The sequence below is a fragment of the Streptomyces sp. NPDC020731 genome, from assembly GCF_044334705.1.
GTDB lineage: Bacteria > Actinomycetota > Actinomycetes > Streptomycetales > Streptomycetaceae > Streptomyces.
This window is the reverse complement of record NZ_JBIRTN010000005.1, coordinates 75,544-89,835: the sequence shown is the minus strand read 5'-3', so window position 1 is coordinate 89,835 and position 14,292 is coordinate 75,544. Positions and strand designations below refer to the sequence as shown.

At 74.6% G+C, this 14,292-nt stretch carries 4 protein-coding genes; all 4 read right to left on the bottom strand.

The features are described from left to right. Positions 1-40: 40 nt before the first annotated feature. The gene (locus ACH4VX_RS09230; protein WP_352311753.1) at positions 41-238 is read right to left on the bottom strand and encodes an antitoxin; all 198 of its coding nucleotides are present in this window, start codon (positions 236-238) and stop codon (positions 41-43) included. Positions 239-305: 67 nt separating this feature from the next. Beyond that, entirely contained in the window at positions 306-1,535 is a 1,230-nt protein-coding gene (gene ccrA, locus ACH4VX_RS09225) for a crotonyl-CoA carboxylase/reductase (RefSeq protein WP_398366738.1), read from the bottom strand. Beyond that, positions 1,501-5,448, bottom strand: a complete 3,948-nt coding sequence (locus ACH4VX_RS09220) for a type I polyketide synthase (RefSeq protein ID WP_398366737.1) — start codon at positions 5,446-5,448, stop codon at positions 1,501-1,503. The genes ccrA and ACH4VX_RS09220 overlap by 35 nt, the downstream gene beginning before the upstream one ends. Beyond that, the gene (locus ACH4VX_RS09215; protein WP_398366736.1) at positions 5,441-14,083 is read right to left on the bottom strand and encodes an amino acid adenylation domain-containing protein; all 8,643 of its coding nucleotides are present in this window, start codon (positions 14,081-14,083) and stop codon (positions 5,441-5,443) included. The genes ACH4VX_RS09220 and ACH4VX_RS09215 overlap by 8 nt, the downstream gene beginning before the upstream one ends. Positions 14,084-14,292: the final 209 nt, after the last annotated feature.

Sequence of the window (14,292 nt, the reverse complement as noted above, 5' to 3'; positions counted from 1 at the left end):
CCCGCCCCCGGGTGCGCCGGGGGACGGGCGGGGCGACGGGTCAGCGCTCCGGCGTCGTGCCGCCGTCCCGGTAGGAACGCCGCACCGCGTCGGCCGCCTTGTCGGTCCGGGCGTCGTACTTGTTGCCCGTGCGCTCGTCGACCATGCGCTCGGCGCCCGAGACGCCCTTGTCCGCCTGGTCGGGGTGGCCCTTGGCCATCTCCTTGGCCTTGTTCATCATGTCGCCCAGCTTGCCCATGGGGGTACCTCCAAGAGGTGCGCGTGCGTCGTACCCCGTCGCAGGTACCCCTCGGGCCGCGGGCGAATCACCCCAGGTCGCCCACCCGGGCCGCCATGTTGCCCGCCGGGTGCCGGTTGTCGTGGATGAGCTGGTGGGCGAGGCCGATCTCGTCGAAGTCGAAGGTCTGGGACAGGCACGGATCGATGATCCCCTGGTCGATCAGCCGGGTGACCTCACGTGCTTCTCGTGCCGTGGCGACGTGCGAGCCCTGCAGCCGCTTCTGCCGCATCCACAGGAACCGCAGGTCGACGTCGCCGTTGTAGCCGGTGGTGCCGCCGCACAACACGACCATGCCGCCGTTGTCGCACAGGTACAGGGAGGTGGGGATGGTGTCGGCGCCGGAGTGTTCCAGCACGATGCGCGGGCTGCGGCGCTCGCCCAGCACCTCCCAGAAGGCCCGTCCGAAGGCTCTGGCTCCCGACAGCCAGCGTGCCATCGCCGCTTCGTCGGAGGTGTCCGGGAGCCTCCCCCAGTGGTCGAACCTCCGCCGGTCGATGAAGCCCTCGGCGCCCAGCCTGAGGCAGAACTCGCCCCGTTCCTCGCTGGAGACGACCGCGACGGGGATGCCGCCGACGTGCCGGACGAGCTGGATGGCGATGCAGCCCAGTCCGCCCGCGCCACCCCAGATCAGTACCGGGTCGCCGGGGCGGACCGTGTGCGGCGGCCAGCCGAAGAGCTGGCGGTAGGCGGTGGCGGCGGTCGCCATGTAGCAGGCGGCCTCCGCCCAGGGCAGCCGTGCGGGCTTGGGGTGGCACATGTAGTCGTCGACGACGGCGAACTGGGCGAACGAGCCGTAGTTCTCCTCGTAGCCCCACACCCGCTGGGTGGCGGACCACGTGGGGTCGCCGCCGAGACGGATGTCCTCGGCCTTCTCGTCCCAGCGGTTGGCGAGGACGACGACCTCGTCGCCGAGCTCCACCCCGCGTACGTCCTCGCCGACCGCCCACACGATCCCGGACAGGTCGGAGCCGCCGATGTGGAAGTCCTCGGTGGCGCCCGCCTTCTGCCGTGCGGCGATCACGTCGAGCGGCGAACCGAGCGCCGCCCAGACGTTGTTGTAGTTGATGCCGGCCGCCATCACCTTCACCAGGACCTGGCCGCGCCCCACGGGCGGCACGTCGACCACCTCGGTACGGAAGGCGTCGACGGGCTGTCCGTAGCGCTCACGGCGGATGAGCGAGGCGTACATCTTCTTCGGGGCGGTGCCCATCTCGGGGGCGTCACCGAGTTCGTAGAGGTCCTGGGTCGCTTGCACGCTGGTTCTCCTCGTCGCGGGTCTCACGGGGAAGGGGTGTACAGGCGCGGTCGCCGAGGGCGCGCAGTGCCTTCGTCACCGTTTCGCCGATGCGGGCGATGGGTTCGGGTTCGGTCATCTCGTAGTGGCCACAGGGCACGCGGTGGTCGTGGAGGGTTCCGTCGACGTGCGGCCGCCAGCTGTCGGCCTTGCCGGGCAGCACCGCCAAATCCGCCGGGTGTTCGGTGTGCTGCTCCTCGGCGGCGCTGAAGAACAGCACGTCACCGCGGTAGGTGCCAGGGGTGAATTGGGGCGCGATGCGCAGGTTGTTGCGCATGACGGCGGCGATGGCGGCGGCCTCGGCGCCGCTGACGGGGACGCTCGCCGGGTCGGCCGCGACGCGGGCGTCGATCTGGTCCAGGACCGCCTCCACGGAGGCCTGTGCGTCGACGGGGAGGCCGGCCACCCTGGACAGCAGGGCGGCGACCTGACGTTCTGTGGCGTCGGCGTCGTGTGCCGTGCCGTGCGGCTGGGGCGCGTCGAGCATGGCGAGGAGTTCGACCTGCTCGCCGTCGCGTTGCAGAGCGCAGGCCATGGCGTGGGCGACGAATCCGCCGTAGGACCAGCCGAGCAGCCGGTAGGGGCCGCGGGGTTGCACCCGGCGTACCTGGTCGAGGTAGTGGGCGACCATGGCGGCGGCGTCCGGGGCGGGCGGCCGGGTGCCGTCGAGGCCGGCGGCCTGGATGCCGTAGACGGGCTGGTCGCCGCCGAGGTGGGGCAGCAGACCCGTGTAGCGCCAGGCGACGCCCGCGCCGGGGTGGACGCAGAACAGGGGGGCGGCGCTGCCCTCGGCACGCAGCGGCAGCAGCGGGCCGAGCGCGGAAGAGGTGATCTCCGGGGCCGGCCCGTCCGGCCGGCCGGCCGCGGCGAGGACTCCGGCCACGGTGGGCGCGGCCAGCAGGGTCGCCGCCGGGACGTGGAGGACGCCGGTCTGGCGCAGCCGTCCCGCCAGCAGCACGGCGCGCATCGAGTCGCCACCGAGGTCGAAGAAGTTGTCGTGCACCCCGATGCCGCCGATGCCGAGGGTCTCCTCCCAGAGCCGGGTGACCTCCCGTTCGCGGTCGTCGCGGGGCGGTACGTGTTCGGTCGTCAGCCGGGGCCGGGGGGCGAGGCCGGGGCCTGCCGCTGTCGTGGTGCCGTCGGAGGGGGCGGGCTCCGTCCGGGCGCCGGGCGCGTCGATCCAGTGACGGTGGCGCTCGAAGGCGTATGGGGGCAGCGGCACCCGCCGGGGCGCGCCCGGCACCGGGGGCAGCGCGCGGTCCACGCCCGCGCTCCACAGCCGTCCCAGCGCTTCGGCGAGGACGAAACCGTCGGACGCCTCGGCCTTGGCGTGGCGCATGGTGGCCACCGTCACCGGTGTCCGGTCGGTGAGGCGGCCGGCGGCGAGCTTGCTCAGGGTGTCGCCCGGCCCGATCTCCACGAGGACGGGGTGCAGCCGGTCCCACAGGGCGGTGATGCCGTCGGCGAACCGCACGGTGTCGCGGGTGTGGGCGAGCCAGTGCTGGACGGAGGTGGCCTGGGCGTCGGTGACCCAGGTGCCGGTGACGTTGGTGACGTACGGGATGCGCGGCGGGCGCAGGGTGACCTGGCGCAGTCGGGTCTCGTAGGCCGGCAGGATCGGGTCCAGGACCTGCGAGTGGGCCGCGACGGGGATGCGCAGGCGGCGGAACGGGATGCCGCGCCGGGTGAGTCCGGCCTCGAAGCGGGTGACGGCGCCGAGGTGTCCGGCGACCGTGCAGGCGGTGGGGCCATTGACAGCGGCGAGGGACAGGTCGGCGTCGAGCAGCGGCCGGATCCGTTCGGCCGGAGCGGCGACGCCGACGGTGGCTCCGCCGGCGGAGCTGATGAGCCGGATGCGTTCGGTGACCAGGGGCAGCATGTCGGCGAGGTCGATGACGCCGGCCAGGCAGGCGGCCGTGTACTCGCCGAGCGAGTGGCCGATCAGCGCGTCGGGGCGCACGCCCGACTCGATGAGCGTACGGGCCAGGGCGTACTCGGTGACGACGAGCCCGAGGAAGGCGGAGGTGTCGTCGGGCCGTTGCTCCTCGAAGAGGGCGGTGCGCAGGTCGGCGTCGAGGACGGGCCGCAGGATGCGGGCGCACTCGTCGACGGTGTCGCGGTAGACGGCCTGGTCGCGGTACAGCTCCTTGCCCATGCCCGGGTACTGGGTGCCGCCGCCGGGCAGCAGGAACGCCACGCGGGCCGGGTCGTCGGCGAGCGGAGGGATGGCCGGGGTCGCGGAGCGCAGTGCGTCCAGGGCCTCCTCGCGGGTGGCCGCCGTGACGGTGAGCCGGTGGCGCAGTGCGGGCCGGTCGGTGCGCAGGGAGTGGGCCACGTCGTCCAGGCGCAGGTCGGGCCGGCGTTCGAGGTGCCGGGCGAGTGCGGTGGCCTGGCCGCGCAGGGCGCCGGCGGTGCGCGCCGACAGGGGCAGCACCAGGCGGCGGCCGTCGTGGGGCGGGCGGGGCGGGGCGGGGGGCGTGCGGGGGGCTTCCTCCAGGACGACGTGGGCGTTGGTGCCGCCGATACCGAAGGCGCTGACGGCCGCCCGGCGGGGGTGGTCGCCCTCGGGCCACTCCTCCAGCGCGGTCGGCACGCGGAAGGGGCTCGCGTCGAAGTCGATGAGCGGGTTGGGCCGGTCGAAGTGCAGGCTCGGCGGGATCTGCCGGTGCTCCAGGGCCAGGACCGCCTTGATGAGTCCGGCGATGCCGGCGGCGGCTCCGAGGTGGCCGATGTTGGTCTTGACCGAGCCGAGCGCGCAGAACCCGGTGCGGTCCGTGCTGTGCCGGAAGGCTTCCGTCAGGGCGGACACCTCGATGGGGTCGCCGAGTTTGGTGGCGGTGCCGTGCGCCTCGATCAGGCCGATGGTGGCGGCGTCGACCTCGGCCTGGGCCTGCGCGGCGAGGATGACCTCGGTCTGTCCGGCGGCGCTGGGCGCGCTGAAGCCCACCTTGCGCCGTCCGTCGTTGTTGACGGCGCTGCCGCGGATGACGGCGCGGATGCGGTCGCCGTCGGCGAGGGCGTCCTCGAGCCGCTTGAGTACGACGGCGCCCACACCGTCGCCGGAGGAGGTGCCGGCGGCGTCCGCGGCGAAGGCGCGGCAGTGCCCGTCGGGCGAGAAGGGCCCGTCGGGTACGTGGCGGTAGCCCAGTACTGCGGAGGGGTTGAGGGAGACGGCGGCGGCGAGCGCGGTGTCGCAGCGGTGGTCGAGCAGGTCCTGGCAGGCGGTGTGCACGGCGACCAGCGCGGTGGAGCAGGCGGTCTGCAGGGACACGCTGGGCCCGGTGAGGCCCAGTTCGTAGGAGACTCGGGTGGCGAGCGTGCCGAGGGAGTTGGCGGTGGCGGCGTGGACGAGCGCCACCGAGCCGGGCTGTCCGGCGTAGCGGGGGTGGACGTGGGCGGGGTAGTAGCGGCTGTCGCCGGCCCCCGCGTACACGCCGAACGCCTCCCCCGCACGGTCGCCGCCGAGGCAGCCGGCGTCCTCCAGGGCGTGGTAGGCCGTCTCCAGCAGCAGCCGCTGCTGGGGGTCGACGACGGCGGCCTCGGCGGGGCTGTAGCCGAAGAAGCCGGAGTCGAAGCGGTCGATGCCCTCGACCACCGACGCCATGCGGATCAGGGCCGGGTCGTCGAGGTCTCGCGGGTCGCCGCCGGCGGCGAGGAACTCCTCGTCGGTGACGGGCCGTACGGACTCCCGGCCGGCCGCGAGGTTGTCCCAGAAGGCGTCGAGATCGCCGGCGCCGGGGAAGCGGCCCGCCAGGCCGATGACGGCGACGGCGGGCAGGTCGTGGTCGTGGGGTGCGGTGGTGTTGTGCACGGCCTGTGCCTCGTCCTCTCCCGGTTCGGTGGTGTGCGCAGTGCGGTCGGTCCGCTCAGACATGGCCGCGGTCCTTGCCCTGGCGGGCGGAGCGGCGGGCGCGGGCCGCGCGTTGCCGGCGGGCCTGTTCCCTGGCGCGGTCCAGGCCGTCGCCGCTCTCCGGCCGGGAGGCCGCCTCGACGTCGGCCACCGGGCCCGCACTGGTGGCCGACAGGTGGCGGGCCAGGTCCCGGACTGTGGGGTGCGCGAAGAGGTCGACGACGGACAGCTCGCTGCCGATGGCGCGGTTGACGGCGCTCTGCGCGGTGACCAGGAGCAGCGAGTTGCCGCCCAGGTCGAAGAAGTTGTCGTCCAGGCCCACCCGGTCGCGGTCCAGGACCTCGCGCCACACCTGGGCGAGCCGGCCCTCCAGGCGCCGCAGGTCTTCTTCCGTCCCGGGCTCGTTCGGGCGGGCGCCGGTGCCCGCCGAGGCAAGCCTCCACGCGTCGTCGGACAGGCCGGCCGCCTGGGCGCCGGCTGCCGCGGCGCGGTACAGGGCTCCCAGGTCGGTGCCGTCCTCCAGGCCGACGCGGGCGGCCAGACGCCGGGTCTGGCGCACGGGTGCCACGACGTGGCTGCCCACCCAGGGGGCGGTGCGGTCGGCGCCGATCAGCAGGTGCGGTTCGTCCAGGGTGCGGGCGAAGTCGAACGAGCGCAGCGCGGCGGGCGGGTCGAGCAGCCGGTAGCCCCGGGCCTCGGTGAGGGCGGTGAGACCGTAGCCGCGGCTCAGGCCGCGGTTGCGCCACATGCTCCAGGCCAGCGACTGCGCGGGCAGGTCGAGGCTGCGGCGGTACTCGGCGAGGGCGTCCAGGTAGGCGTTGGCGGCGGCGTAGGCGGCGTTCATGGCGCCGCCGAAGAAGCCGTTGACCGTGGAGAAGGTGACGAACGAGACGTGCGGGTGGTCGGCGGTGAGCCGGTGCAGCGTCCACGCGCCGCGCACCTTCGCCTCCAGCGCCCGGCGCCAGGTGGTGGTGTCCAGGTCGCCCACGGGGCGTTCCACGAGCGTGCCCGCCAGATGCAGCACTGACGTCAAGGGCACGCCCCAGGTCTCGGCGGCGGCCTCGACGGCGGCCCGCACCTGGTGTTCGTCGGTGACGTCGGCGCGGGCGTAGCGGACCTCTCCCCGCTCACGCAGCCCCGGCAGGGCGCGGGCCTCGTCTTCGGGGGTGCGGCCGAGGACGAGCAGCCGGGTGCCGGGGGTACGCAGCAGGTGGGCGGCGATCTCGGCCCCGACACCACCGAGGCCGCCGGTGATCAGGGTGAAGCCACCGTGCGCGGGGGGTTCGGCGCGGGCGGGGGTTTCGGGCAGGGGGGCGAGGCGGCGTACGTAGCGGTGTCCGTCGCGGTGGGCGACGTCCGCGCCGTCGTCGGTGTGCGCCGCTTCGGCCGCGAGGACGGTCAACGGGTCCGCGGTGTCGTCGGCGGGCAGGTCGAGGTGGCGGGCCCGCAGCGCGGCGGACTCCTCGGCCAGCGACTTCAGCAGGGCCGCGGCCATGGCGTGCGCCGGTGAGGGCCGGTCACCGGGGCGCACGGCCTGGGCGCCCGCCGAGACGTACACCAGGTCCACGGGACGCTGCGGGCCGGGCCGGCCGGCGAGGGCCCGGGCAACCGCCAGCAGCCGCTCCACGCCCGTCGTGTCGTCCGGCGCCACCGGCGGCTCTCCCGTGCCGCGGAGCCCGTCGAGGTACAGGACGGCGTCGACGGGCCGCTCGTCGTCCGCCAACCGGCCCAGCAATGCGGCGTAGTCGTCGGTCTCCAAGGGCCGGACCCGGTAGTGGGCGGCGTCCACCCGCTCGTACGCGGCCGCCTCCTCGACCACCGTGCACAGGCCGCCCGCCGAGCGCAGCGCGTCGGCGAGCCGCTTGGCGAGTGCGCCGACCCGAGGGTCGCCGCCCGCCAGGACGAGGGTGTGCCGGCCCGGCGCCACGGCGGGGGCGTCGGGGCGCTGCGTCCGCTGCCACACCGGGCGCAGGAACCAGTCGGGGACGGTGGCCGCGGTGCCCAGCAGCACCTGGGTGCGGCGCACCTCGTCGTCGAAGTCGCCCGCCTCGAAGCTCTTGCGCAGCTTGGTGCGCTGGATCTTGCCGATCTCCGTCTTGGGGACGGCGTCCCGCGCCACCGGGATGAGGAAGGCCGGGCTGATGCCGATCTCCCGGGTGACCTTGCCGGCGATCTCACGCAGGGCGCGGGCCGGGTCGGCGCCGGCCTCGGGGGTGAGGTGCAGGAACAGGGCGAGTTCGTCGGTGGGCGAGGCGGGGTCGGTGCGTACCGCGACCGCGGCGGTGAAGCTCCGCTCCGCGTAAGGGAGTTCCTCCACGCAGGCTTCGATCTCGTGGCTGTAGTGGTTGACGCCGTTGACGATGATGACGTCCTTGGCGCGGCCGGTGATGTAGAGCTCTCCGTCACGCAGGAACGCCAGGTCGCCGGTGTCGAACCAGCCGTCGTCGGTGAACGCCTCCGCGGTGGCGGCCGGATTGTCGTGGTAGCCGCCGGTCACCGAGGTGCCGCGGACCTGGAAGCGGCCCGCCTCGCCCTCGGGCAGGACAGCGCCCTGTTCGTCGACGACCCGCATGGCGAAGCCCGGGTAGGGGCGGCCGCAGCTCACGAACGTGCCCTCGCCCGGGACCGGTTCGGCGGGCAGGACGGCGTCGGTGACCACCGAGCAGGTCTCGGACATGCCCCAGCCGGGGTGCATCACGTCCTGCGGCAGGCCGAAGGGCCTCAGCGCGTGCAGGAAGCCCCGGGCCGCGGACGCGACGACGACCTCGCCTGCGTTCATCACCAGCCGCATCGGCGACAGGTCCCAGTCACGGCCGGTGAAGCGGTGGGACTGTTCGGCCAGGAGCCCGAAGGCGAAGTTGGGCGCCCAGGTGACGGTGACCCTATGCCGGTCGGCGAGGTCCATCCAGCGCAGCGGGTCCTGCAGGATCCAGGGGGTGGGGGCGTGGATCTGGCGGCAGCCCAGGTACACGTCGCGCAGGTGGAACATGACGACGCCGGTGACGTGGTCGAGCGGGATCCAGTTCAGGGAGACGTCGTCGGCGCCGAGGCCGTTGAGCTGCTCGGTGGCCGCCGAGCGGGTCAGCACGTTGCGGTGGGTGAGCCGTACCGCCTTGGGCAGGCCGGTGCTGCCGGACGTCATCAGCATCAGCATCAGGTCGTCGGACCGGGCGGGGTACCAGTCGTGGTCCTCGGGCGCGGCGCGCAGGGCGTCGGCCGTGGTGACGCGCGGCCCGGGCCCGTCCTGCCGGGCGGCGACCGCACGCAGCCCGGCCTCGCGCCCGGCGGAGCAGACGATCCAGGGCCGGCCGAGCATCCGCCAGATGCCCTCCAGCTTGGTCAGCGCCGCGGAGGGGCTCTCGTAGGAGGCGGGGACGGTCAGCGGGACGGCGACGAAGCCGCCGAGGACGCAGCCCCACAGAACGGCGAGGAAGTCCTCGGTGACGTCGCACTGGAGGATGACCCGGTCGCCCGGGCGCAGGCCGGCCCGGCGCAGCCCGGCCAGGACGCGGGATGCCTCGGGGATCAGGGATGCGTAGGTGCGCCGGTGCTCGCCGCCGTCGTCGTGGACGTGGACGATGTCGCCCTTCTCGCGTGCGGCGGCGCGGCGCAGGGCCTCGGCCCAGCTCGGCACGGACGGTTCGGTCAGGGCGGGGCCCTCGCTGACGGCGGGGACGGCGCGGGCCGGCTCGGGGCGGGTGGTGGGGGCGGCCTGGGCGGGGCGGTCGGGCAGGCCGGTGTGGCGGCGTTCCAGTTCCTCGGGGGCGTTCTCCACCGCCACGTCGACGGCTGTGACGCCTGGCAGCTCGGCCAGCCGCTGCCGCCAGGTCCTGGCCGCGGTCGTGTCGACGGCGGGCAGGGCCCGCAGCGCCGCGCTGTCGACGCCGCCGTCCTCGGTCCGGGGCAGGGCGTTCACCGCCGTGACACGGACCGTGCCGTTGCCCGCGCGGGCCAGGACCTCCTCGACGCGTTCGGCGGCGTCGGACCGCCCGGCCACCACGTACAGGCGGGCGGGGGCGTCGCCGTGGCCGGGCAGCACGTGGGCCTCGCGGATGCCGGGCACGGACCGGGCCGCGTCCGCGAGCTCGGCCGTGTCGACCGTGGCCGGGACGGCGGTGCGCTCGGGAAGCGCGGGCAGCTGCCCGAGGCGGACGGCGGGGTCGGTGCTCACCGTGCGCAGGACGTCGTGCAGGGCGCGGGCGAACGCCTCGGCGGTCCGGGCGTCGTAGAGGTCGGTGGCGTACTCGACTTGCAGGGTCAGGCCGTCGGGGGCGCCCGCGGCATCGTGGCGCTGAAGGACGTCGACGAACAGGTCGAACTTGGCGGTGCCGGTGGCGGTGGGCCGCAACCGGGTGCGGGTGCCGTCGAGTTCGAGGACGGCGGGTGCGTTGTTCTGCAGGGCCAGCATCACCTGGAACAGGGGGTGCCGGCCGGGCGTGCGGGGCGGGTTGAGGTCCTCCACCAGCCGGTCGAAGGGCAGGTCCTGGTGGTCCAGGGCGGCCAGGTCGGCGGTGCGCAGCCGGGCGAGGAGGTCGAGGAAGGCGGGGTCGCCGGAGGTGTCGGCGCGCAGTACGAGGGTGTTGGTGATCAGGCCGATCAGGGGGTCGAGGCCGGGTTCGGTGCGACCGGCGACGGGGGTGCCGAGGACGATGTCCTCGCCGGCGCCGCAGCGGGTGAGCAGGGCACTGACGGCGGCGTGCAGCACCATGAACAGGCTGGCGCCCTCGCGGTCGGCCAGACGCAGCAGCGCACGGTGCAGGTCGGCGTCGACGGCGACTTCGACGTGCGCGCCCGCGCCCCGCGGTGCGGTGGGCCGGGGCCGGTCGCCGGGCAGGGTGCACTCCTCGGGCAGACCGTCCAGCGCGCCGCGCCAGTGGGTGGTGAGCCGCTCCAGGCGGCCGGGGCTGTCTGGAGCGGGCGCGAGCAGGGCGCGCTGCCACAGCGCGTAGTCGGCGTACTGCACCGTCAGCGGGGGCCACTCCGGTGCCCGGCCCGCCCGGCGGGCGGCGTAGGCGACGGACAGGTCGGCGGCGAAGGGGGCGAGCGACCAGCCATCGGCGGCGCTGTGGTGCAGTACGAACAGCAGGACCCGGTCGCTGCCGGTGCCCAACAGCCAGGCCGCCAGGGGGCTTTCCGCGGTCAGGTCGAAGGGGCGGCGCGAGGCGGCCTGGACGTGGGCGGCGATCTCCGCGGCGGGGCAGTCGACGCGCCGCAGCACCGTGCGCAGCTCTCCGGGCGCCAGGATGCGCTGGGAGGCCGTCCCGTCCTGTTCGGCGATCACCGTGCGCAGGCTCTCGTGCCGGTCGGCCAGGTCCCCGAGCGCGGCCTGGAGCGCCCCGGTGTCCAGGCCGGATCCGACGGGAACCAGGAGCGGGATGTGGTAGGTGGCCGCGCCCTCGTCGAGCCGGTTCAGGAACCACATGCGTTCCTGGGCGAAGGACAGCGGCACCCGCTGCGGGCGAACGACGGCGCCGAGGACGGGCCGGGTCGGGGCGCCCTGCGTGCCCGCGGCGAGCCGTTCGGCGAGCGCCGCCGGGGTCGGCTCCTCGAACAGGGCGGTGATGGGGATCTCCGCACCGGTCCGCTGCCGCAGCCGGGCCAGCAGCCGGGTGGCGAGCAGGGAGTCGCCGCCCAGGTCGAAGAAGCGGGCGTCCACGTCCACGGACTCGCGTGGCAGGTCCAGCACGTCCTCGAACAGGGCGCACACCAGGCGCTGGTGCGCAGTCGCCGGCCGGGTGCCGGAAGCGGCGGCGGTGAAGTCGGGATCGGGCAGGGTCTGCACGTCGAGTTTGCCGTTCGCGGTCAGCGGCAGGGCGTCCACGGGGACGCAGGCGGCCGGGACCATGTGCTCGGGCAGGTGCGTGGCCGCGTGGGTGCGCAGGGCGGCGGAGTCCGCAGGGGTGTCACCGGAGGGGACGGTGTAGGCGATGAGGTGCAGGGCGCCGTTGCCGGTGCGGCGGGGCACGACGGCGGCGCGGGCGACGCCCGGGTGGGCGGTGAGGACGGCCTCGATCTCGCCGGGCTCGACGCGGAAGCCGCGCAGCTGTATCTGGGCGTCGGCGCGGCCGATGTAGTCGAGGGTGCCGTCGGGACGGCGCCGGGCCAGGTCGCCCGAGCGGTACATGCGGGTGCCGGGCGGGCCGTAGGGGTCGTCGAGGAAACGTTCCGCGGTCTGCTCGGGGCGGTTGAGGTAGCCGGGGGCGACGCCGGCACCGGAGACGTACATCTCCCCTGTCGCGCCGGGCGGTACCGGCCGTCCCTCGGGGTCCAGCAGGTACACCCGCAGGTCGGCGAGCGGTCGGCCGATGACGCTGACGCGGCGCGGGTCGTCCAGGTCGGCTTCGGTGAGGCGGTGGTGGGTGACGTGCACGGTGGTCTCGGTGATGCCGTACATGTTCACCAGCGCCGGTCGGTCGAGGCCGTGCCGGTCGGCCCAGGGGCGCAGCCGCGCCGGGCGCAGGGCCTCCCCGCCGAAGATGACATAGCGCAACGCCCCACTGCCGCGGCCGTGTTCGAGGTCGGCGTCGATGAGCTGCTCGAACGCGGACGGTGTCTGGTTGAGGACGGTCACGCCCTCGCGGTGCAGCAGGTCGAGGAAGTCGCGCGGCGAGCGGCTGACGGCGTAGGGCACGACGACGATCCGGCCGCCGTGCAGCAGGGCGCCCCAGATCTCCCACACGGAGAAGTCGAAGGCGTAGGAGTGGAACAGCGTCCACACGTCGTCGGCCCGGAAGTCGAAGTGCTCGGCCGCGGCGGCGAAGAGGCGGACGACGTTGGCGTGCGGCACGGGTACGCCCTTGGGGCGGCCGGTGGAGCCGGAGGTGTGGATGATGTACGCGGTGTCGGACGGGCTGAGCGGGCCGTGCCGTTCGGTGTCGGTCAGGTCGGTGCCGGAGCGGCGGGCGAGATCTGCGGCCACCTGGGGGTCGTCCAGCAGCAGGGTGGGGACGGCGTCCTGGGCGAGGGGGGCGTGGACGTGTTCGGTGACGAGGACGACGGGGGCCGCGTCCTCGACGACCAGCCGCAGCCGCCCGGCCGGCTGACCCGGGTCCAGGGGCAGGTAGGCGGCGCCGGTCTTCAGGACGGCCAGCAGGGCGGGCAGCAGCCGGATGCCGCGCTCAAGGGCGAGCGCCACGACCCGGCCGGGGCCCGCGCCGTGCTCGGTCAGCAGCCGGGCGATCCGGTTTGCCTCGGCGTTGAGACCGGCGTAGGTGAGCCGCTCGTCCCCGTGGCTGACGGCCGTGCGCTCGGGCCCGGCCGCGGCCCGCTCCTCGAACAGTTGCGTCAGGGTCCGCCCGACCGGATACGTGTGCGCGGGTGTGTCGCGGGGGTGTTCGCCCGGCAGCAGGATGTCCAGATCACCCAGCGGCGTCGCCGGGCCGGCCTCGGCCAGCAGGCGCAGCAGCGTGCAGAACCGGTCGCGGTGCAACGCGAGTTCGTCCTCGCCGTACAGGGCGGGGTTGGCGTCGAGGGCCAGCCACAGTCCGCCGCCGCGCTGTCCGGGACGCACCGAGATCTGCAAGTCGTCGACGGCTCCGCCGGACAGGTGGTGCCAGGTGGTGGGGTGACCGCCGAAGACCGGGGACTCGTCGAACGGGACGATGTTCAGCACCGGCCCGTACAGTCGACGTCCGGTGCCCAGCAGGCCCAGGTCGCGGCGGAGGAACTCGCCGCGGTAGCGCTGGTGGCGGCGCAGGGCCTGCAGTTCGCCGGCGACGGCCCGGGCGAGTTCCGCGACGCTCGTCGCGGGGGCGGCGGCCACGCGCAGCGGCAGGACGTCCGAGGCGGTGCCGGGGGTGCGCAGGGCGGCGCTGCCCAGCCGGCTCATCGTGGCCATGCCCAGCACCAGGTCGTGGGCGCCGGTCATCCGGTGCAGGTAGACGGCGGTCGCGGCGGTCAGCAGGTCGGTGCGCCGGACACCGAGGCGGGCGGCCGCGGTGTCCAGGGCATCGGTCTCGGCGGGCGTCAGTTCGGCGGTGCGGCGCAGGAAGGGCGCGGTGGGCGGCGCCGTGCGGGCAGTGAGCCGGGCGGGTTCGGGCAGGCCGGCCAGACGCTGCGCCCAGTGGTCACGGTCGCGGGCAAAGCGCTCGGAGGCGAGGTAGACCGCCTCCTCCTCCTGGAGCCGGCGCACCGGCGCGAAGGCGCACGGCTCCGGTTCGCGGTCCTCGGCCAGCGCGTTGTACATCTCGGCCAGGCGGCTCCCGAGGAGCTTGTAGCTGTAGCCGTCCAGGAGCAGGTGATGGGCCCTCAGCAGCCACAGGTGCCGGTCCTCGGCGAGGGTGAGCAGGGTGTGCGCGAACAGGGGGCCCTTCTCCGGGTCCACCGGGGTCGCGAGGTCGGCGCGGACGTACTCCCATGCGGTGGCCTCCGGATCGGCGGCGCCGCTGACGTCGGCCCGGTTCAGACTCCAGTCGTCCGCGTCCGGAGCAGGGTGGCAGCGCGGACCCTCGTCGGTGTCGGCGAACCGCAGGGCGAAGGTGTCGGCCTCGGCCACGACGCGCCGCAACGCGGTCTCGAACAGGGTGCTGTCGAGGGGTCCGTGGATCTCCACGGCCTCCGCGGTGTTGTACGCGGCGCTGTCCGGTGCGAGCCGTCCGGCGTACCAGAGGCCCTCCTGGGCTCCGGACAGCGGTCGACGTGCGTCGTCCTGGAGTGACATAGCGCAAACCTCACGTGGCAAACCGAAGATGTCCCGGACGGCGAGGCCCGGCCGGATCGGACGGGTGCGGCCACCCCCGTGCCGCCCACGCGCGGCGTACGGCCGCACACCGGGCGCGGCCCACAGGGGGATGCAAAGGCCGCAACACCCGGGGTCAGGGCGATCACGCCGTCTGCCCCGGTTTCACGTCACAGCACGTTGAGGCACCC